This is a genomic window from Marinomonas sp. 63XJN7_9_ISO-PGPR-S23-217, assembly GCF_056173515.1.
In genome coordinates this window covers 658,918-681,080 of sequence record NZ_CM149678.1, presented here as the reverse complement: position 1 = coordinate 681,080, position 22,163 = coordinate 658,918, and the positions used below count along the sequence as shown (strand labels likewise).

General features: G+C 44.9%; 20 protein-coding genes. 15 read left to right on the top strand and 5 right to left on the bottom strand.

All coding sequences use genetic code 11. From position 1 onward, the window contains the following. Positions 1-267 precede the first annotated feature (267 nt). From AC0VYI_RS03115 to lhpI, 12 genes are all read left to right on the top strand, one after another. Positions 268-876: a c-type cytochrome gene (locus AC0VYI_RS03115; protein WP_475447265.1), complete on the top strand. Its 609-nt coding sequence runs from the start codon at positions 268-270 to the stop codon at positions 874-876. Positions 877-1,048: 172 nt separating this feature from the next. Beyond that, entirely contained in the window at positions 1,049-1,681 is a 633-nt protein-coding gene (locus AC0VYI_RS03110) for a thiol:disulfide interchange protein DsbA/DsbL (RefSeq protein WP_199477417.1), read from the top strand. A gap of 31 nt (positions 1,682-1,712) precedes the next feature. Further along, entirely contained in the window at positions 1,713-2,384 is a 672-nt protein-coding gene (locus AC0VYI_RS03105) for a hypothetical protein (RefSeq protein WP_475447263.1), read from the top strand. Between the two features lie 45 nt (positions 2,385-2,429). Then, positions 2,430-3,179 carry an IS5 family transposase gene (locus tag AC0VYI_RS03100; RefSeq protein ID WP_475443627.1) on the top strand — a complete coding sequence of 250 codons (750 nt, stop codon included), beginning with the start codon at positions 2,430-2,432 and terminating at the stop codon, positions 3,177-3,179. Further along, a complete protein-coding gene (locus tag AC0VYI_RS03095; protein WP_475447261.1) occupies positions 3,176-4,105 on the top strand; it encodes a GGDEF domain-containing protein in 930 nt (309 codons plus the stop codon). Before AC0VYI_RS03100 ends, AC0VYI_RS03095 begins: the two co-directional genes overlap by 4 nt. A gap of 99 nt (positions 4,106-4,204) precedes the next feature. Continuing rightward, positions 4,205-4,960, top strand: a complete 756-nt coding sequence (gene ubiE, locus AC0VYI_RS03090) for a bifunctional demethylmenaquinone methyltransferase/2-methoxy-6-polyprenyl-1,4-benzoquinol methylase UbiE (RefSeq protein ID WP_199477419.1) — start codon at positions 4,205-4,207, stop codon at positions 4,958-4,960. Between the two features lies 1 nt (position 4,961). Next, positions 4,962-6,605: a ubiquinone biosynthesis regulatory protein kinase UbiB gene (gene ubiB / locus AC0VYI_RS03085; RefSeq protein WP_199477420.1), complete on the top strand. Its 1,644-nt coding sequence runs from the start codon at positions 4,962-4,964 to the stop codon at positions 6,603-6,605. A gap of 16 nt (positions 6,606-6,621) precedes the next feature. Continuing rightward, complete coding sequence (locus tag AC0VYI_RS03080) at positions 6,622-6,951, top strand: phosphoribosyl-ATP diphosphatase (protein WP_199477421.1); 330 nt, start codon at positions 6,622-6,624, stop codon at positions 6,949-6,951. A gap of 9 nt (positions 6,952-6,960) precedes the next feature. After that, positions 6,961-7,176, top strand: a complete 216-nt coding sequence (gene tatA, locus AC0VYI_RS03075) for a Sec-independent protein translocase subunit TatA (RefSeq protein ID WP_199477422.1) — start codon at positions 6,961-6,963, stop codon at positions 7,174-7,176. A gap of 2 nt (positions 7,177-7,178) precedes the next feature. Further along, entirely contained in the window at positions 7,179-7,718 is a 540-nt protein-coding gene (tatB, locus tag AC0VYI_RS03070; RefSeq protein WP_475447259.1) for a Sec-independent protein translocase protein TatB, read from the top strand. 25 nt (positions 7,719-7,743) lie between these two features. Further along, on the top strand, positions 7,744-8,505 hold the full coding sequence (tatC, locus tag AC0VYI_RS03065) for a twin-arginine translocase subunit TatC (protein WP_475447257.1): 762 nt from the start codon (positions 7,744-7,746) through the stop codon (positions 8,503-8,505). Between the two features lie 133 nt (positions 8,506-8,638). Further along, on the top strand, positions 8,639-9,586 hold the full coding sequence (gene lhpI / locus AC0VYI_RS03060; protein ID WP_199477424.1) for a bifunctional Delta(1)-pyrroline-2-carboxylate/Delta(1)-piperideine-2-carboxylate reductase: 948 nt from the start codon (positions 8,639-8,641) through the stop codon (positions 9,584-9,586). A gap of 28 nt (positions 9,587-9,614) precedes the next feature. Here the strand turns inward: lhpI and dtd are convergent, their stop codons facing one another. The 5 genes from dtd to thiI all read right to left on the bottom strand — a co-directional run bounded on the left by dtd (position 9,615) and on the right by thiI (position 17,573). Further along, the gene (dtd, locus tag AC0VYI_RS03055) at positions 9,615-10,049 is read right to left on the bottom strand and encodes a D-aminoacyl-tRNA deacylase (protein WP_475447255.1); all 435 of its coding nucleotides are present in this window, start codon (positions 10,047-10,049) and stop codon (positions 9,615-9,617) included. A 126-nt stretch (positions 10,050-10,175) separates the two neighbouring features. Then, positions 10,176-11,510: a group II intron reverse transcriptase/maturase gene (ltrA, locus tag AC0VYI_RS03050; RefSeq protein ID WP_475447253.1), complete on the bottom strand. Its 1,335-nt coding sequence runs from the start codon at positions 11,508-11,510 to the stop codon at positions 10,176-10,178. A gap of 885 nt (positions 11,511-12,395) precedes the next feature. Further along, on the bottom strand, positions 12,396-13,739 hold the full coding sequence (locus AC0VYI_RS03045; RefSeq protein WP_475443365.1) for an IS1182 family transposase: 1,344 nt from the start codon (positions 13,737-13,739) through the stop codon (positions 12,396-12,398). 157 nt (positions 13,740-13,896) lie between these two features. Continuing rightward, the gene (gene typA / locus AC0VYI_RS03040; protein WP_199477426.1) at positions 13,897-15,717 is read right to left on the bottom strand and encodes a translational GTPase TypA; all 1,821 of its coding nucleotides are present in this window, start codon (positions 15,715-15,717) and stop codon (positions 13,897-13,899) included. A 404-nt stretch (positions 15,718-16,121) separates the two neighbouring features. After that, positions 16,122-17,573 (bottom strand): tRNA uracil 4-sulfurtransferase ThiI, encoded by a 1,452-nt coding sequence (thiI, locus tag AC0VYI_RS03035; RefSeq protein WP_475447250.1) that lies wholly within the window; start codon positions 17,571-17,573, stop codon positions 16,122-16,124. A gap of 333 nt (positions 17,574-17,906) precedes the next feature. On the opposite strand from thiI, the gene glnA reads away from it, so the two are divergent. The 3 genes from glnA (at position 17,907) to ntrC (ending at position 22,047) form a co-directional block, all read left to right on the top strand. Further along, entirely contained in the window at positions 17,907-19,313 is a 1,407-nt protein-coding gene (gene glnA, locus AC0VYI_RS03030; protein ID WP_199477428.1) for a glutamate--ammonia ligase, read from the top strand. Positions 19,314-19,531: 218 nt separating this feature from the next. Next, on the top strand, positions 19,532-20,617 hold the full coding sequence (glnL, locus tag AC0VYI_RS03025; protein ID WP_199477429.1) for a nitrogen regulation protein NR(II): 1,086 nt from the start codon (positions 19,532-19,534) through the stop codon (positions 20,615-20,617). After that, entirely contained in the window at positions 20,614-22,047 is a 1,434-nt protein-coding gene (gene ntrC, locus AC0VYI_RS03020; protein WP_475447248.1) for a nitrogen regulation protein NR(I), read from the top strand. Before glnL ends, ntrC begins: the two co-directional genes overlap by 4 nt. Positions 22,048-22,163 lie beyond the last annotated feature (116 nt).

The following is a 22,163-nucleotide window of genomic DNA, read 5'->3' as shown; positions in this document are numbered from 1 at the left end:
TTGGTATTCGTCAGTAGAATTTAGCGTTCACGTTTATTCATCGGTTGTATATAATGCCTGTGAATGGCTCGGTTTACCACGTTTAGTCGGCGTATTCTAACAAATTACACTATTTTATTCTTAGGTTTAGGTAGTTGGTGTTAGTAGGCGCTACAAACAGCGAATCCCCACTTTATCAGAGCAACAACGAACTATTAAGCTATTACAGCTAGCCATTACTTATTTAAAAGCGACTACTTTAAGAGCTATTACCAAAAAGGTTGCCACATGATCAAGGCTCTATTCACTGGCTTATTACTTTCTGTTATGACACCACTGGTGCTCGCTCAAGGTGATCCCATTGCTGGAAAATCTCTCACCACAACCTGTGCAGCGTGCCACGGACAAGATGGCAACAGCACAATCAACCTCTTTCCGAAACTGGCAGGCCAGCAAGAAAACTATCTATTGAAACAACTGCAAGACATTCAGTCGGGCAAGCGCGCTGTTCCGCAAATGACAGGTCAACTCAACTCCCTAACTCAACAAGACCTTTCCGATATTGCCGCGTACTTTGCTCATCAAACCATCAAAATAGGCAGAGCCAAACCAGACTTAGTTGAACAAGGAGAACAGCTCTTTCGCTTTGGTGATCCAAGCAACGCTATTCCCGCCTGCTCTGCTTGCCATGGCCCTGCCGGACGCGGTATCAATTCTGCTCGCTACCCCGCTCTAAACGGCCAATTTGCTACCTATACTGCCAACCAATTGCATGCTTTCCAACAAGGTCTACGACATAATGATCCTAACAATGAAATGCAGTCCATCGCACAGAAACTCAATGATCAACAAATCGATGCGGTTGCCAGCTACTTAGCAGGACTCAAGGCTAGATAAACCTTATGTTGATAACAAGAAAAGAAAAACGGTCACTTATTAGGTTTTATACTTGTAAGTTTTCCGTAAACTTGCTGGAATAATCGAACTTTGTAATGGGAAACACATCGAATAAGATCGACAATTTGTGCATTATCGCAATGCTATCAAACATTACCTCTAGGAGTTATCAATGAAAAAGCTGTTCTCAGCCCTTCTTTTCTGCTTACTATTTCCTTTAACGGCTTTGGCTCAAGATTATAGCGACGGTCATGGCTACACCACCATTGCCGACCCTGTTCCCACCAATGACCCAAACAAAGTACAAGTCGTGGAAGTTTTTTGGTATGGTTGTCCGCACTGTTTTCGTTTAGAGCCCTACACCCAAGAGTGGAAAAAAACCATCCCAGATTATGTGGATTTTCAATATTTACCCGCCGTCTTTGGTCGTGGCTGGCTTAACCATGCCAAAGCATTTTACGTTGCCAAGTTGCTAGGCGTCGAAAATAAATTACACTCAGATTTATACAATGCGATCAATATTGATCACAGACGCCTCGATACAGAGGACTCTCTAGCAGAATTCTTTACTCACTACGGCGTCAGTGAAGCAGAGTTTAAAAAGCAATTTAACTCGTTTGCCGTACAAAGCCGCCTCGCCCAGGCCGATGCCCGTATTCGCGGCTATGGCGTTCAAGGTACCCCGACTCTTGTCGTAGACGGTAAATATTTAGTCGATGCAGAAACCGCTGGCGGCAATGATAACATCTATAAAGTTGTCAATTACTTAATCGAGAAAGAACACGATAAAATGCAACTACAGTAGACTTAAATTGCTTCTTATTTAGTGAGGGTATATGACAGAATCTGCTCAGGAAAAATTAATTAGCACATTGCGCAAGGCGGTATCAAGAATCAGCCTACTGGCCGAAGGCAATGATCCTGAAGTAGATTCTGTTATCCGTCAGATTCGCCACAATATAGCCAAGGGCGCGGATGCAGACAAAATACAAGCCATGCTTAGCGCTGCCGAGCCCTATCTATTAAACAGCGAAGAAACGCACCTAAACCGAGCAAAACAGGTCCGAGAAACACTCCATGATTTAATTGACTTACTTGAGTTGCATCATAAGAAAAGGCTCCCCTGTAGCGAGAAACAAGCCTTGGAGTCGCTTATACGCTTACACTGGCAATCGCCACCTTTCTGGCCTTCTCTTTTTGGCGGCTATTTAGACCTTGCTAAAACCACCCTAAGTTTAGAAACGTCAAAAGAAAGCAGCAAAGAACCCCTTATTAAACGGCTGTTTCATCGTACGAAGAAACAACAAGACGTCCAGAATAGTCAGGAAATTATGGCCCAAATTAGCCATACCCTATCCAGCTTGCTGACCAACTTATCTTTAAGCAATGAGTACGACGAACAAATTATTGCCTTACGAGAAGTTTTGGCCAACAGCAACGACTTGCAGCAATTGCCCGACTTACTAGGGGCTGTTGATCTTTGTCTGAATTGTGAGCGAAGAAGGTAATCTCGTATAATTTACTTCGCCAAAAACAAATACAACGAGATTACCATGCCCCGATTAATGCTCACTGATGAGATGTGGTCGAAGCTAAAAGCTATTCTGCTTGAAGATAGAGTCTATAACAAGCGAGAGCATCGATACACGATGGAAGGCATTCTTTATCGGTTGCGTGTCGGCTGCCCTTGGCGAGATTTACCAGACTATTTTGGCTTATGGAATACGGTTTACCGTCGTTTTTTACTGTGGTCCAGAAAAGGAATTTTACTCAGGCTATTCAAATCCTTATCGGCCAATAAGGATACGGAATGGGAGTTTCTTGATGGCAGCTATATAAAAGCGCATCAACACAGCTCGGGCGCATCCTCTGAGGAAAATCAAGCGATTGGGCTGAGTCGTGGCGGTAATACAAGCAAAATCCACCTTGCTGTAGACAGTTATGGTTTACCAATAGAGTTCATAATCACAGGCGGAGAAGTTCATGATAGTAAAGTGGCCAATGACCTTATTGAGGTCTTGCCACAAGGAGATTTCATCATTGCGGACAAAGGTTATGACAGTGAAGCGATTCGCGAGAAAGTTCGTCAATGCGGCTCGACTCCAGTCATTCCTAGAAAGCAAAATTCGAAAAAAGGAAACGCCGATATAGATTGGTGTTTATACAAATATCGGCATTTAGTTGAAAATGCGTTTGCTCGGCTCAAACATTTTAGAGCGATAGCCACGCGTTATGATAAGTTGAAAATTCATTTTGAAAGCATGTTAGCGTTAGCTTGCTCGATCATTTGGCTGCCAATGTGAAAGATCAACAGCCCCTAGATGAAGTCATCAATCTTATTGTTATCAGCACAGGCAAAACTCAGGAAGGGCTCACTAACTATCTAAATCAATTGAATCTGCAGTTAGCCAGCATGAACGCCTCCATTGTTAGCCATTATAAAAACCAAAAGACGCTGGCTGAAAACCGAGAGGGGCTGAATGTAAGTTTAGAAAAACAGGTAAGTGATACCAGCCTTGCCTCCCAAAGCGCAACTGACCTAAATCAGCTCAAAGAACTCATCGACACGCGCATGAAAGTCATGACGACCACCATGGTCGATTACAAACAACAAATGATGGTGCTAGAAAAAGAGACCCATCAATCCATCGCCTCATTAAAAAGCAAAGTAGGCCGGATGGAAAAAGAAGCCTCTACCATGCGGACCAAGCTGCAAGAAAAATTGGCTCAGGCAATGACCGATGCACTCACTAACTTGCCTAACCGTGCTGCTTACCAAGATTCCATCTTGCCTTTGCTACAATCGTCAAAGAAAAGCGGAAAAAAACTCTTCTTAGCCGTCTGTGATATTGACCACTTTAAACAAGTCAACGACACTTGGGGGCATCAAGCTGGCGACAAAGTCTTACGTTTGGTAACCAAACAACTACTCAGCACCCTGTCCAATAAAGACATGATCTTCCGTTATGGTGGCGAGGAGTTTGTTGCTTTATTTGTCGATTCGAATGAGCAAGAAGCCACGCAAAAGGCCGAAAGCATTCGTGCCGCCGTCGAAAGAGCGCCTTTTAACGTAAATGGTGCCCCTATTACCATTACCATATCGATAGGCATGGCGTGTTGTCGAATGTCAGAAGATCATGATGGGCTGTTTAATAGAGCCGATAAACAGCTTTATATTGCCAAAGAAGCTGGCCGCAATATTGTAAAAGTTGATCAAACAAAAGAATAAACCAGTACCAGAGGTCGCCGCACACGGTTACAATAGTTAACAACGCAGCAGTAGATAAATAGATTGGCGCAACATGTCGCCTCTAGGATGAAGTAATTTATGCAAGACGATCAGCAAAAAACCACCGATTTTGGCTTTAAAGAAATCCCCAAAGAGGAAAAAGTAAAAGCCGTCGCCAATGTCTTTCACTCCGTCGCCGCAAAATACGACATTATGAATGATTTGATGTCTGGTGGTATTCATCGTATTTGGAAACGCCACACTATCAGCCAATCGGGGGTACGCGCTGGCAATAAAGTACTAGACATCGCGGGCGGTACAGGCGATTTAACTTTGCAATTTTCTCGTTTAGTAGGTAGCCAAGGACAAGTTATTCTCGCCGACATTAACGATTCTATGCTAAAAGTTGGCCGCGATAAGCTCGTCAATAAGGGCGTTGTTGGCAATGTACAATTTGTTCAAGCCAATGCCGAAGAGCTGCCTTTTCCTGACGATACCTTTGATTGTATTACCATTGCCTTTGGCCTTCGCAATGTCACGGATAAATCCAAAGCATTAGCCTCTATGTATCGTGTATTAAAGCCCGGCGGCCGTTTATTAGTATTAGAATTCTCGAAACCAGAATCTCAGTCTTTATCGAAAATTTACGATCAATACTCTTTCCGCCTTCTCCCCCTCATGGGTAAAGTGATTGCCAATGATTCTGAAAGCTATCGCTACTTGGCTGAATCCATCCGCATGCACCCGGATCAAGAAACTCTAAAAGGCATGATGGACGAAGTGGGCTTTGAGCGAACCAGCTACCAAAATCTGACCGGTGGTATCGTCGCCTTACACAAAGGATTTAAATTCTAATATGTTCAGAAGCGCCTTTCGTTTAACTCGCATCATTCTCACTGTGTTGCGCTTCCGTCTTGACGCCCTTATCCCATTCGATAAGTTACCTTGGTATCTTCGTTATAGCATTGGCCCTTTTTTCTCTTTAGGGCGCCAGCGGGCGATCAGAAACCGTGGAGAACGCTTGCGTCTGGCCTTAGAGTCTCTAGGCCCCATTTTTGTTAAGTTTGGGCAAATTCTGTCGACGCGACGCGATTTACTCGACGATGATTTAGCCGATGAGTTGGCACGCTTACAAGATAAGGTTCCCGCTTTTTCTGGGCAGCTAGCCCAAAGCATCATTGAAAGAGATTTAAAAGCGCCTGTTAGCGAACTGTTTGCTGAGTTTTCGGCAGAGCCCTTAGCATCCGCTTCCATCGCGCAAGTGCATACCGCCAAACTGCATTCCGGTGAAGACGTCGTCGTTAAAGTCATCCGTCCAGGCATTGAAAACACCATTCGCCAAGACATTAGATTGCTTTATGCGCTTGCCCACTTTATCGCGAAAAGCAGTTCCGATGGACGACGTTTACGCCCAGTTGAAGTAGTCACCGATTACGAGTACACCATTTTAGACGAGTTAGACTTAGCAAAAGAAGCCGCCAATACAGGCTTGTTACAGCGTAATTTTACGGATTCCGATTTGCTTTACGTGCCTCAAGTCTATTGGGATTATTGCCATAAAAATGTCATGGTCATGGAGCGTATTTCCGGTATTCCAGTGGCAGACATTCGTGCTCTCAATGAAGCAGATGTCGACATGAAATCGCTTGCTGAACGTGGTGTCGAGATCTTCTTCACGCAAGTCTTTTCGCACAGTTTTTTCCATGCCGACATGCACCCTGGTAATATTTTTGTCGATGCCACTAATCCGTTACAACCCAAGTATATTGCCATTGACTGTGCGATCATGGGCAGCCTAGACGATGCTGATAAAAACTATTTGGCACGTAATTTATTAGCCTTTTTTCAACGGGATTACCGCATGGTGGCACAGCTACACGTTGAAAGTGGCTGGGTTCCAAAAGAAACCCCTGTTCACGCTTTTGAATCGGCCATTCGCAGTGTCTGCGAACCCATGTTTGCCAAACCCCTTAAAGACATTTCTTTTGGCCAAGTACTCATCGGTTTATTTCAGACGGCTCGCCGCTTTAATATGGAGGTCCAGCCTCAATTAGTACTATTGGAAAAAACCCTACTCAACATTGAAGGGTTAGGCCGACAACTTTATCCTGATTTAGATCTTTGGGTGACAGCCAAACCATTTTTGGAGCGCTGGATGCGTGAGCAAATGGGCCCGAAACGTGTGATGGAAGAAGTTCGCAAACAAGCTCCAGAGTGGGCGGGTCAATTTCCGAAGTTACCAAATCTTGTTTTTTCTGCTTTAACACAGATTTCCAAGCAAGAAGAACTCATGACGCAACAAACCCAAGCGATAGAAGCTCTCACAAAAGAAGTGAACCAAGCCAATCGTGGCCTACCATTCAAGCTACTAGGACTGGTCAGTTTAGGAGCAGCTTGGTTTATATCTGATCCAGAGTCATTGCAAAGATTACAAACCGCAGATATATTCAGTATGCTACTGTTTGCTGCGGGGCTATACTTGTTAGTATTAAAACCGTAACATTCAAGAGGCTATAATGAGCACCAACGTACTGGCAGAACTTGCAGTAACACTAGAACAACGGAAATCTGCTAACGCGGACTCATCTTATGTTGCCAGCCTTCATGCTAAGGGGTTAAATAAGATCCTTGAGAAGGTCGGTGAAGAAAGCACAGAAACCATTATCGCCGCGAAAGACGCAGCTCTTTCGGGAGATAAAAGTGACCTTATCTATGAAACGGCCGATCTATGGTTTCACACCCTTGTCATGCTATCTCACTTGGATTTAGGGCCGGATGCCATTTTAGATGAGCTCGCACGACGCTTTGATTTATCCGGCTTAGAAGAAAAGGCCAATCGCAATTAGGAGTAAGAAATGTTAGGTGGTGTTAGTATTTGGCAATTACTGATTGTCTTAGCAATTTTAGTACTGATCTTCGGCACTAAAAAACTGAAAAATCTAGGCTCCGATCTAGGTAGCGCTGTTAAGGGCTTTAAAGAAGCCGTTAACAAAGAAGAGGATGAAAACGACAAGCAAACACAAAGCAAAGTCATTGAATCCGAAGTCAAAAAAGACGATAAGAGCGCCTAACCTTGTTCGATATTGGTTTTTCTGAGTTACTGGTGATATTCGTCGTGGCCTTGATTGTTCTTGGCCCCGAGCGACTGCCTATAGCAGCAAAAACAGCAGGCTTGTGGATTCGTAAAATACGACGCAGCATTAATGCCGTCCAGCGCGAGATTAATGCCCAGCTTGATCAGGAAGAACTTGCTCGCAAGATAGAACAAAACAATCAGCGCATTTTAAAAGAGGGTCAGGACGTTCAAAACGCCATTCTTTCAGCTGACAAATTGCCGATAGAAGAAAGTGCTCCTCCAAAAGTAAAAGTCACGCCAGAGGAGGACAAAGTGCCCCTTCAAGAAAGTGCCGTGACAGCGCAAAATACAGATACCAAAACAGAAGAAGCCAAAACAGAGCCAGAGTCAGGCTTTAACGACCAAGCTTCTGTGAAGTCTGCTGCCTCTCCATCGACGGTAGAAGAACAACAGGATGATTCAATATTAAAAGAGGCTCATTCTTCAACAGTCAACACAAGAGAAAAAGCCGATACCACAGAGTCAACTCGTTCTTAATTAACTTGCGGATTGTATACCCTTTATGAGCACAGATTCTCACGATCAAGCACCGCTGGTCGCTCATTTACTTGAGCTACGTAATCGCCTACTTAAGTCCATCGTGGTGATATTGATTATTTTCCTTGGCCTATATTACTTCGCCAATGACCTGTACTTAATCGTATCCGAACCGCTACGTATGCTTCTTCCTAAAGGAAGCACACTGATTGCAACCGAGGTCGCTTCTCCTTTTCTCGCACCGCTCAAGCTGACCTTTGCCATCTCTGTGTTAATTTCTATTCCCTTTACCTTATATCAGGCGTGGTCTTTTATTGCTCCCGCACTTTATAAGAATGAAAAAACCGTTGCTATTCCACTGCTAATTTCTAGCGTCATCTTATTCTATGCAGGCGTTCTCTTTGCCTACTACGTGGTATTGCCGTTAATCTTTGGCTTCTTTACCTCCGTTGGGCCAAGCGACGTTCGAGTCATGACGGACATTAACAACTACCTGAACTTTGTTTTGAAGCTCTTTTTTGCCTTTGGCATCACCTTTGAGATCCCTGTGGCAACCTATTTGCTCATCAAAGCAGGTATCACAACCGTCGAAAGTCTCTCCAAAAAACGCCCTTATATCATTCTTGCCTGCTTTGTGATTGGCATGCTACTGACACCACCTGATATTTTCTCTCAGACATTATTAGCGGTACCAATGTGGATGCTATTTGAAATGGGATTATTAGCAGGTCGCACGGTCAAAGTCGTTGCTGAAGATGAATCAGAAGAAGCAACGGAGACCAATTAAGCCTTAAAGGACCTATCAATAGGGTGAACTAGAATGCCTACCAGCGTTCTTTTTACCCTTTGCACGAAGAACCTAGACCTTTAGCCCGCTCTTCTTTACTCTGTACGTTGCACAGTCAAACTAAGGAAGCGACATGAAAATCATTGGGGCCGAAGAAGTTCAGCAAACATTATCCTTCGAAGAATTGATTCCCGCTCTGGCGCTCGCCTTTCGCAGCGAGTTTGGCATGCCACAACGACACGTCTACCCACTTCCTGGCGGTACAACCGAAAAGCATGACACCTTTGCCGTTTTACCGGCTTGGACAAAGGATGTCATCGGTGTTAAATCTTTCACCCACTATCCCGACAACCCCAACCAAGGCCGTTTAACCGTGGCAGCTCAGGTCTTGCTATTCGACAGAGAGACGGGGAGCCCCATCGCGCTGGTCGATGGCACCAGTTTAACCTATTGGCGAACCGCTGCTGTATCGGCATTAGCCTCCAGCATACTGGCCCGCAAAGATGCCAGCACACTTTTGCTCTTCGGAACAGGCGAACTCGCGCCTTATATGGCGTTAGCACATGCCAGCGTTCGCCCCATCCAGCATATTTTCATCCATGGCCGCTCACAAGAAAAGAGCAGCAAGGTGCAAGCCCTTATTCAAGCCGCACGCCCCGACCTCAACGTCAATATCTGCGATAATATTGAGGATGTTATCACTCAAGCGGACATCATTAGCTGTGCCACAGGCAGCCCTACTCCTCTGTTTAAAAGTGTGCATCTGGCGGCAGGTACACACATTGATTTAGTGGGAAATCATCACGCTAGCTGTCGAGAATGCGATACGGCCACTATAAAAATGTCCCATGTGATAGTTGATAGCCGATTAAATGTCTTAAACGAGGCAGGAGAGATTTTGATTCCACTCAAAGAAGGCAGCATTAATGAATCACACATCAAAGGCGAGTTGGCAGAGCTCTGTTCAGGCAAGGCACAAGGACGAAAGAGCAATAGCCAAATTACTTTGTTTAAATCGGTTGGTACAGCCCTTGCCGATGTGGTCAGTGCTTATCATGTATATCAAGCGCTGAATGGTTAATTCTTAACGGTCAATCGAGCATAAATACTTAATTCAATAAAAAAGTGACAGGGCCATCATTGGTAAAAGACACTTTCATATCCGCGCCAAAGCGCCCAGTCTCAACACGATCATACTGGGCGCGCACTTTTTCCACAAAATCATTAAACAAACGCTCCCCTTCTGTAGGCACAGCGGCTGTGGAAAAACCTGGTCGTAATCCCTTCTTAGTTTCAGCCGCTAAAGTAAATTGCGATACCAGCAACACGCCACCACCCACCTGCTGAACATTCAGATTCATCTTGCCATCACCATCGCTAAACATACGATATTTCAACAGTTTATCGGCCAACCTTTGGGTATCTGCTTCTGTATCGCCTTTTTCAATTCCTACCAATACGAGCTGCCCGCGGTCAATGGCACCTACCGTTTCACCCTCAACCACCACTTTGGCATTTAACGCCCTTTGCACTAATACTTTCATACTTTCCTTCCTAGTTCCGCCCCACTAAATGAGTCGTATGACTTTAACAAAGTCTAGATCGAGTAGGGTGAGGCGTTGCCGCCTCATCCCTCTCACAGAACCGTACGTACGGGCCTCGTATACGGCTCATGTAAACGTCCATTCAGCATGTTCACTGAACACATACCCCGCCTTCACTTTTTCAAGATTTACCAACTCCAGCTCTTCGAACCAGCTGTTTGGCATCGCTTGACTGGCTAATGGACTCGCTGCATTTCTCCAACTGGTCATCGATATGTACTTAAACGGCGGCTTGTAGCCCAGTTGCTTGAGCCTTCGGTGCAGCCGTTTAGGCTTCTTCCATAATTTTAGTTGTATACTGCGCAGTCGTCTCCTTAGCCATTGGGCAATTTTCTTGAATTCACCACTCGCATTGGCAATCCTGAAGTACTGACTAAACCCTCTTAATAGCGGGTTCAGCTGTTTGATAACCTCATTCAACGGTTTTCCACCATTGCGTTTGGTCAACTGCTTAAGCCTTTGTTTGAACAAGCACAGTTTCTTGGTTTGGATTCGGGTATATCGGTTTCCGATCTCCACGCCTAAAAACTTCACCCCCTCACGACTGTGCGTAAGGTGGGTCTTTTCTTCGTTCACTTTGAGCTTGAGCTGTTTCTCCAAGATTATCGCCGCCTGTACTCGTGCATTCTCTGCACCCGCTCGGCTACGACACAGAATCAGGATGTCATCCGCATAGCGTACGATTCGATGACCTCGTTGACGCATTTGTTGGTCAAATTCGTCCAAGTACACGTTCGCTATCAAGGGGCTGATCACCCCTCCTTGCGGACTACCTTGCTCTGTTTCCTGCCAATCCGTACCAACCATTACGCCACTTTTTAAGAACTGTTCTATCAGCTTCAACACACTGCCGTCTGCGATTCGTTTTCTCAGGCTTTTTAAAATTAAGCCATGATCCAGACGATCAAAGCACTTTGATAGATCCATATCCACCACATGGTTTAAACCGTAACGGCGCATAAACATCGTGGCTTTGTTGATCGCATCGTGACAGCTTCGTTTTGGTCGATAACCAAAACTCGAGGGATGGAACTGTTCTTCAAAGATGGGCGTAAGGACATCGGTTAGGGTTTGTTGAACGACTCGATCCCGAACCGTCGGGATCCCTAGCAATCGCACTCCTCCGTCCGCTTTGGGGATCTCTACCCGTCTGACTGGTTGGGGGTGATATTGCTTGGTTTTCAGTTCAAGAAGAAGTTGATCCAGTTCATCACTCAACTTCGAGGCGAAGTCACTCAGGCTCTGCTTATCTATGCCTGCCGCGCCTTTTGCTTTCCACACCTTTTTGAAGCCTTTGTACAGTCTCTCCTTGCTCAGCAAGTGACCATACACGCTGTAATAAACTCGACGCTTCTTCTCTTGGGTTGTGCGCTGCGTGGGGGCTAAATGTTTCTTGTTCATGTCGGTCTATTTCGTTCTGAGGTTTAGCCTTCTAGCTCAATGGCAATTTACTAAACGGTATCAGATCTACTCCCTCGTACGGTTTCCAACTCCAGTTTTCTGCTTCCACAGATCACCACGCAGGAAGACCCCAATGATTCATCAGTTCGTGTACCACTAAAAAAAAACATCTGCTCATCACAGACTTAACCTTTACTTCCCCCTTCGCAATCAATTAAAGCTTTTGGCTAAAATTAACCCTATCAGACATATTGCTGATAGTCGGCTTGGTTTTATCCTCCACACCATTACTGGCTTTCTCAGGCCTAGCCTTACTCACTACTACGGGTTCATCTGCCACCTCACACCAACACACGCCTTAGCTCACACCTCGAACGCACGCTTCCAGTTCAAGACAGGATTCGATGCCAGGCTTCCCCAGTTACTGCACTGACCCCCTGTTAACAATGCCACCCTCAAACACAGCCTAGGTCTGACTGAGTATCGGACTTTGCGCTATTTTGCACGCTTACCCACCTAAACTGCCGAAGCAGGTTCACTTGCGTTGTGTACTGTTAACTTCCTATCGCTTCCTTCAAACCCTGCCGTTGGCCAGCAACGCCCTTGCGATTCGGATTCTCTTCCCCCCAGTCGGGGTGAGACAGGTTTCTTTCAACCTGATGGGTTTGCCAGCTTCGCTGGGCAAACAAAAAACAAAAGCGCCCGAAGGCGCTCAGGTTACTGATAAACCCCAGTTTTTTGCTGGGGTTTTATTTTTCTGAGTCTTTTGCTCACATTCCTTCCTAAGTGACTCAAGATATCTCATTAGTTACTTAGAGCTCTTTGAGGCCTTTTATTAAGGCTCTGACTATCGATTTCGTCATTTTTTTGAACAAATAAAAGCCTCTAGCTAAGCATTAAGGCTATCTTTTTCATATTTTGGGCGGCTGCCGTTAATAGACATTGAGAAGCTACTTTATCTGTTCCTCGAAATCGTGCATATCGATAGCCATGCAGCTCTTTTGCGTCGGCAAAACTTCGTTCCACGGTTTCCTTTCGTCTGGCATAAATGACTTTGCCTAATGGGGTTAGCCGATGGGCATTGATGCGTTCTTTGCTATCTTCCCAAACATGACGCGTAATGGTTTTGACCGATTTTTTGTTTGTGGTGCAGCGGTGCTTTTCTGGGCAGTTCGCGCAGATCAGGCTATCTGAGTCGTAGTGACGGTAACCTTCTCGAGAAGTGGTTTTGTAAATGAGTTTTTCACCTTGCGGACAGAAGTAGACATCTTGTTCCCTGTCGTACTTGTATTCGCGTTTATAGAAGAAGCCTTTCTTGTGATTAGGACGACGATAGCCCATCACGGCATAGATATGTCGTTCTTCTAACCCATGACAAACTGCCGAGGTAAAGTACCCCGCATCGACTCCGACCGATGTGATGAAAAGCTTAAAGCGTTCTTTGATTCGGTCCAATCGCTCTAAATAAGGGACAGCATCGTGGACATTGCCTGCGGTGACGTGTACGTCAGTAATAATGTTGCAACGTGCATCAACCGTTCGGTGATCTAAGTAGAAGAACCCTTTGGGCTTAGTATCTCGTACCATATAGCCACTCTCTGGATCCGTCGTACTCTGCTTGATTTCACGACTCTCCACCTTGTTTTTTTCAGGTGGTAAAGGCTTTTTTCCATGAACGAGTCGATCCTCCTCAACGGCCTTATCGAGCTCATCCATATACGCCTGTCGGGACTGTTCAACCACTACTTTTTCAAAATGCTTTTTGTTCGCATTGGCTTTAAGGTGTGTGGAGTCCGTATAAAAGGTGTTTCCGCCAACTAACTTGTGTTTTATAGCCTGGAGTACGATCTCATCAAAGATCTTTTGATAGATATCGGATTCCTTAAAACGACGTGTGCGGTTTGCACTCAAAGTGGAAGCATCGGGAATTTTGTCAGTCAGGCCTAAACCTAAGAACCAACGATAAGCGACATTAACTTGAACCTCTCTAATCAACTGACGTTCACTACGAATACCAAAAAGGTAGCCAATAAATAGCAACTTAAACATGAGAGTAGGATCGAGAGCGGGACGACCGTTATCCGCGCAATAAAAATCCTTCACAAGATCATGTAGAAAGGAAAAATCAATAATTCGATCAATCTTGCGAAGCAAGTGATCACTGGGGACGAGCTCGTCGATGGAAACAAACTCTAAAGTAGACTGGGTTTGAGGGCGTTCTTTAAGCATGCCGTTATTATAAAAAATCCCCGCCGAATGGCGAGGACTTTATCAGCAGTCTGAGCGCCCGAAGGCGCTTCTGCTCGCTCACAGATTTATTTGCATAAACCCATTTGCTGCTGCTCTATTTCAACAGCTCTTTTAGAGCTATTTGCTTAAGCTATTTTTACTTACGACCAGCGCGTTTACGCTCGTTTTCAGTTAACAACTTCTTACGAATACGAATACTTTCCGGCGTTACTTCTACCAATTCGTCGTCTTCGATAAACTCAAGCGCTTGCTCTAGGGTATGACGAATCGGTGGCGTCAAGGTCAAAGCTTCATCTGTACCAGAGGCTCGCATGTTCGTTAACTGCTTACCTTTAACTGGGTTAACAGTTAAGTCATTATCTCGTGAATGAAGACCAATAACTTGACCTTCATATACTTCAACTGCATGTCCTAAGAACAAGCGACCACGACTTTGCAAGTTAAACAAAGCAAATGCAGCGGTTTTACCCGTCACCATACTGATCAATACACCGTTCTGGCGTCCCCCAACATCCCCTTCTTTTACTGGACCATAATGGTCAAATACACTTGTCATGATACCTGAGCCAGAAGTAAGTGTGAGGAACAAGCCACGGAAACCAATCAAGCCACGAGAAGGAGACATAAACTCAAGACGTACACGACCTTTACCATCTGGCTCCATGTTAGTTAACTCAGCTTTACGCAAGCCAAGCTCTTCCATGATCGAACCTTGATGTTGTTCTTCCACATCGATAACTACTTGCTCATAAGGTTCGTGAATTTTACCATCCACTTCCTTTTGAACGACTTCAGGACGAGAAACCCCCATCTCAAAGCCTTCACGACGCATATTTTCGATCAATACAGAAAGATGAAGCTCACCACGACCAGAGACAATAAACTTATCTGGCGCATCGCCTTGGCTAACACGCAAAGCCACGTTGTGAATCAACTCTTGATCCAAACGGTCTTTGATATTACGAGAAGTCACAAACTTACCTTCTTTACCAGCAAACGGAGAATCGTTCACCATGAAGGTCATGCTGACGGTTGGCTCATCTACCGTCAATGCAGGCAAAGCTTCAACACACTCTGGGTTACATAATGTGTCAGAAATACTTAGTCCATCAATACCTGTAATACAAACGATATCACCAGCAGCGGCTTTGTCTGTATCAACACGCGCTAGACCGTGATACCCCTTAACATTCAAGACTTTACCTTTACGCTCTTTGCCATCAGCAGACTTAACCACTACTTGTTGGTTCGGAGACAAACTACCGCGTGTGATACGACCGATACCGATAACGCCAACGTAGGAATCGTAATCCAATGCAGACACCTGCATTTGGAACATCCCTTCTGGGTCAACGTCTGGCACAGGCACACTGTCCACAATCATTTGGTAAAGCGGTGTCATGTCTTCTGCCATGTTTTCTGGATCATTACCAGAAATACCATTGATAGCAGACGCATAAATAACAGGGAAATCTAGTTGATCTTCAGTTGCACCAAGGCTGTCGAACAAATCAAACACTTGATCCATAACCCAATCAGGACGAGCACCAGGACGGTCAATTTTGTTAATAACAACAATTGGACGAAGACCACGTTCGAACGCTTTTGAAGTAACGAAGCGGGTTTGTGGCATTGGACCATCAACCGCGTCAACCAACAACAACACAGAGTCCACCATCGACAATACACGCTCTACTTCACCACCGAAGTCGGCGTGTCCAGGTGTATCTACGATATTGATACGGTAATCGTTCCACATAATTGACGTATTTTTCGCCAAAATGGTAATACCACGTTCTTTCTCTTGATCATTGGAGTCCATGATTCGTTCTGAACCAAGGTCTTTACGATCGAGCGTACCAGATTGACTTAGAAGTTGGTCAACCAAAGTTGTTTTACCATGGTCAACGTGGGCGATAATAGCTACGTTACGTAACTTTCTGATATCATTAGACATTTATAGTTCTCTGCATTTAGCGTAAGCAAGAAGATACACCGCCGCTTGGCTTGGGCTATTATGCTATTCAAGCGCGTCGGATCTTGGTGCGGGGTAAAATTCGCGCAATTGTACCCTTATATTGATCAATATCCCATTAAAGAGACAAAAAAAGTCACAATAATTAATCGAGGCCAATCTGCGCGCAATAAAATACTCGTTTCTAAGACACAATCCGTGTGAAATAAAAATTAATTCTATCTCAAACCTATTGTGACCATTTTGCATCACTTTTATGTCAGTGTGATTACTGTTTATTCAGCCCCTGCAATTTATCAAATAAGCAGGACAAAATACCTATTGGAGGCTCATTGATATAAATACTAGACAGCCCATTGCTGGGCTAATCTCATATTAAGAGGGAGTTAAGGCAAATAAATACCTACGTTAGTTCGACCTTTACCCAACAAATAAGACGCATGGATACGACTCATGACACCTTTACCACAATATAACAGGTGCATTGTCTCTTGGTCTAAATCATGCCAGCTAGACTCTAACGCAAAAAAAGGAATCACTTTAACCGGACGACCACTGACTTTCAAAGGACGCTTCGCCGCTTCATCCGGATGACGAATATCCACTATTACTTCATCGCCGACAGGCATACGGACGACTGGAACCTCGCCTTGATATTGTTTTGCTACATCATCCATTACATTTTGGATAGACATAACTTGAGCCTCTTCCACCGCTTTTTCCAGCACCGCAAAATCAAATTTACTTTCTTCGCGTTCTACTCGGTGCATACGGGCACGAGTAGTCGGGTTGACGGAAATCACACCACAGAATTCTGGCATACTGGCCGCAAAAGGCGCGGTGCCAATCTCAATGGCTTTATCGATAATAGCCTGTTTATTAGTGGTAATCAGCGGACGAAGCACCAATTCGTCTGTCACTTGATCGATGACTTTCAAATTTATTAATGTTTGACTAGAGACTTGCGCGACACTCTCGCCGGTTACCAGCGCTTTCGCCCCTACACCTTCCATTACCTTAGAAGCCGCTCTTAGCATCATACGCTTGAGGATAACCCCCATTTCAGCATTATCAACCTTGGTCAGTATCTCCCCCACCACTACTTCAAAAGGTACCGTTACAAATTTAACATTAAGACCGGAGCCGTACTTCTCCCAAATAAAGTTAGAGACTTGTTTCACACCAATTTCGTGGGCATCGCCACCTAGGTTGAAAAAGCAAAAGTGCGTTTTTAGACCTCGACTCATTGTCATAAAAGAACTGACAGTGGAATCATATCCCCCAGACATAAGAGACAATACTGAGTCCTGGGAACCCAATGGGTATCCACCCAAGCCCTCTACACGCTGTTCAATTATCCACACGCGCTGATCACGAATATCGATAGGCACCAGTACTTCAGGGTTTTTCAAACGCACCGCTAAGGCGCCGCTACGCGCTTTTAAACAGCCGCCAATGTAACGCTCAGCCTCGACCGAAGTAAAATCATGGTGACCAACTCGTTTGACTCGAACAGCAAAAACAGCATCTTTTAACATTTCGCCATAAGACACCATGGCTTCTTCCACAATGTCATCTAGATCTGTAAATGAAAACTCACGAACAAACTGAAAATGCGCGATACCAGCAATATTAGACAGAGCTGTGGTGAAATCCTCACGTAGCTCATCCTTTTCAGAAAGCACCTCGATGAAATCCCAATTACCCGCCACAACAACATCAGCATCATGCTTTTTAAGAACCAACCTCATATTATGACGAAGTTGCTTTACAAACGCCTTTCTCACTGGACGACTTTTGATAGTGATTTCAGGGAAGAACTTAACAATAAATTTCATAGGAATTGCAACGCATACCAGATGGTTAAAAAAGGCGCACAGTATAATAAAAGAAGACGAGAACGAAAACCGACATTTTTGCACCAATATAAAGCATACGCAGGTTTTATTGCCCTTTATTGGTTCATTTATTTATTGTATTGTCTTTTAGCTGGCCACAGAAGTGTGCGTTTTTTATGAGTTTTTTTTTAAGGCAATGTTTTAAAAGGTTTTTTTATAATGCCCAACATTCTGGCATAAGTTATGCTTTATATTGGGACATTGTGCTTACGGCTGGCACGCTTTTTCACAAAGTCGAATACTTTTTGTTTAAATTAAAATTGGAGAACAACTATGTCAAACAAGACCCTTGCTTTGATTGCTGAGCACGACGCGAAGTGGGTTGACCTTCGCTTTACTGACTTCCGCGGTAAAGAGCAGCATGTGTCTATTCCAGCATCTTCTGTCGACGAAGAGTTTTTTGAAAACGGTCAAATGTTTGATGGTTCATCCATTGCAGGCTGGAAAGGCATCAACGAATCAGACATGATCATGATGCCACAAGACGATACAGCCCTAATTGATCCTTTTACAGAAGAAGCAACTGTCATTGTTCGCTGTAACATTATCGAACCTTCTACAATGCAAGGTTATGACCGTGACCCTCGTTCTGTTGCACTACGCGCCGAAGAGTTTCTAAAATCTACTGGCCTTGGCGATACTGCTTTCTTTGGTCCAGAGCCAGAGTTCTTTGTATTTGATGATGTTCGCTGGAAAGCAGACATGTCTGGTTGTTCTGTAGAAATCAATGCAGAAGAAGCCGCTTGGGCATCTAACAAGAAATTCGAAGGCGGCAACATGGGTCACCGCCCTACAGTGAAAGGCGGCTACTTCCCTGTTCCACCTGTTGATTCTCACCATGACCTACGTGGTGCAATGTGTGGCGCAATGGAATCCATGGGCCTAGCTATTGAGGTTCACCACCACGAAGTAGCGACGGCTGGTCAAAACGAAATCGGTGTTAAATTCAACACCATGGTTAAAAAAGCAGACGAAGTACAAATCCTTAAGTACTGCGTACATAACGTTGCTCACGCATACGGCAAAACAGCGACTTTCATGCCTAAACCAATCGTTGGCGATAACGGTTCTGGTATGCACGTTCACCAATCTTTCTGGAAAGATGGCGTTAACCAATTCGCAGGTGACCAATACGCTGGCCTTTCTGAAACTGCTCTTTACTACATCGGCGGTATCATCAAGCACGCTAAAGCCTTGAATGCGTTTACTAACGCCTCTACTAACTCTTACAAGCGTCTTGTTCCAGGCTTCGAAGCCCCAGTTATGCTAGCTTACTCAGCTCGTAACCGTTCTGCTTCTATCCGTATTCCATACGTTGCTAGCCCTAAAGGTAAGCGTATCGAAGCTCGCTTCCCTGATCCAACCGCTAACCCATACCTAGCCTTCGCAGCTATGTTGATGGCAGGCCTTGACGGTGTGAAAAACAAAATTCACCCTGGCGATGCTGCCGATAAAGACTTGTATGACCTTCCAGCAGAAGAAGCTTTGGCGATCCCACAAGTTTGTAGCAGCCTAGAAGAAGCTCTACGCAATCTAGACGAAGACCGCGAGTTCCTAACTCAAGGTGGCGTATTCTCTGACGACATGATCGATGCCTATATCGACCTTAAGAAACAAGAAGCGCTTCGTGTATCAATGACTACGCACCCAGTTGAGTTCGAACTTTACTACAGCGTATAAGCATTGTAGCCAATAAAAAGTCAGTATTTTTAGTAAAAAGCCTCGCCTTATATCGGGGCTTTTTTTTGCGCTAAAATAAATCAAACAACCTTAATAGCACCAAAACAGTGCAATTAGATAGACTCTATCCAGCAAACCCCGTATAAACAGGCCTTATTGATTTGCCCAATGTTGGTTCGTATTTTGCACATAATAAGATTCAATAGAGAGGCACCCAAGTGTATAGCTTATTAATAGACCACTTATCGACCGCCGTGGTTCAAGTTAACCGCGAGCTCGGGATTGAATATTTAAATCCGGCAGCCGAAATGCTGTTGGCAGTTAGTCGCCGACGTATTTACGGCCAAGATATCGGAGCAGCTTTTCGTGAAAACGAAGAAAGCATTGCTTCTTTGTATGCCGCCATCGAGTCAGGCCATCCTTTCACAAAGCGGGATGCCGAAGTCGAACGCGCTAATGGAAAAAAATTGTTCTGTGATTACACAGTGACGCCAATTACCGGCACCATGAATACTACGGACAGTCTACTGATTGAGTTTTACCCTCGGGATCGCATGAAGCGCATCTCCCAAGAAGACGAGCTGATTGCGAACCACCAATCAAGTAAAGAATTAGTGCGTGGCTTAGCCCACGAGATAAAAAACCCACTCGGTGGTATTCGTGGAGCAGCACAATTGATCAGTCGAGCCTTTACCGATGAAGCGCTAAAAGACTATACGCAAGTCATTATTGAAGAATCTGATAGGCTTAGGGACTTAGTGGATCGTTTGCTCGGACCACGTCAGCTGCCCCAAAAAGCACCATTGAATATTCACCGAGTATTGGAGCGAATTAAACAACTTATCTTGGTGGAAGCAGATGGTCAGATTGAGTTGATTCGTGACTATGACCCGAGTATTCCCGATATCATTGGTGATGAATCCCAATTGATTCAAGCCATGCTCAATGTCACTCGTAACGCCATGCAAGTTCTTTTAGAGCAAGAAGAAAACCAACATAAAGAAATTAAGATAGTCACTCGCGCCCTTCGTCAATTTACGATCGGAGCCAAGCGTCATCGCCTCGTCTGTAAAGTAAGCATTATTGATAATGGCCCAGGTATTCCCGAACACATTATGAAAACACTTTTTTATCCCATGGTGAGTGGGCGTGCTGACGGAACGGGTCTCGGGCTTTCGATTTCCCAGTCGGTCGTTCATCAACATAACGGCATTATCGAATGCAACAGCCATCCACAAAGAACAGAATTTAATGTCCTGATACCTATCGAGACAGCATCTCAAGATAAGGAGGAGAACCCATGACACAACAAGAGACGGTATGGATTGTCGACGATGACAGATCCATACGCTGGGTCTTAGAAAAGACACTTGAACAAGAAGGCATCCAATGTCAGCTTTTCGACTCCGCCGACAACCTTGTCAAAATGCTCAATCAAGAGCAGCCTAGTGCCATCATCAGTGATATTCGAATGCCTGGTATGGATGGACTAGCACTGCTTGAAAAGTTACAAAGAGAGCATCCCTACTTACCTGTTATCATCATGACAGCCCATTCAGATTTAGAAAGTGCTGTGGCGTCTTATCAAGGTGGCGCCTTTGAGTATCTGCCCAAACCTTTCGACGTAGAAGAAGCGGTTAGTCTCGTTAAGCGCGCCATCTTGCACCATCGTAAGTCCATGCCCAACTTAGATGAAGCAGAAGTCGCTGAAATTGAAGCGCAAGTTGATAAAGAGATTATCGGTGAAGCGCCCGCCATGCAGGAAGTCTTCCGCGCCATAGGTCGTCTAGCAAACTCCAATATCACGGTATTGATTAATGGGGAGTCTGGTACAGGTAAAGAATTGGTCGCTCAAGCCTTGCATCGTCATAGCCCACGTGCTGCTAATCCTTTTATTGCCCTGAACATGGCAGCCATTCCTCATGATTTAATCGAGTCCGAATTATTCGGTCATGAAAAAGGTGCCTTTACGGGGGCCAACACCCAACGACGTGGGCGCTTCGAGCAGGCCAATGGTGGCACCCTTTTCTTAGATGAAATTGGTGACATGCCCGCTGAAACACAAACCCGTTTGTTACGTGTGTTAGCTGACGGCGAGTTCTATCGTGTCGGTGGTCATACGCCAGTCAAAGTAGATGTACGAATCATTGCTGCGACACACCAAAACCTTGAGGGTTTGGTCACAAAAGGCTCATTCCGAGAGGATTTATTTCATCGCCTTAATGTTATTCGCGTTCACTTACCCAAATTAGCAGAACGTCGTGAGGACATACCGAAACTGGCCCGTCACTTCTTAAGTCGAGCAGCGGAAGAACTGTCTGTCGAACCCAAGTTTCTCTCCAAAGAAACAGAGAACTATCTGACTCGCTTAGAATGGCCTGGTAATGTTCGCCAACTAGAAAATACCTGCCGCTGGATCATTGTCATGGCATCAGGTAGAGAAGTACTGGTTGAAGACTTACCACCTGAACTATTGGCTGCAGTCCCCAGCGAACAACCTTTTGGCTCTTGGGAAGACGCCCTGAAAAACTTTGTCGACAGTGCCTTAGCAAGTGGCCAAAAAGGCATTTTAGATGACATCGTACCAAAATTCGAACGCATTATGATCGAAACCGCCCTAGCGCATACTGCCGGTCGTCGTCGTGACGCTTCGTTATTACTAGGCTGGGGACGTAATACTCTCACTCGAAAAATCAAAGAACTGGGCATTGATCACTCGGAACAAGACGACTAAAAGACAACACTCTCATCAACAATGGCAGCCACCTTGTCCACCTTAGTCATCGCAAGAGGCATCACAAAACGCAAGGGAACCTAAAACTCCCTTGCGTCAGCTCAATTTTCTCACGA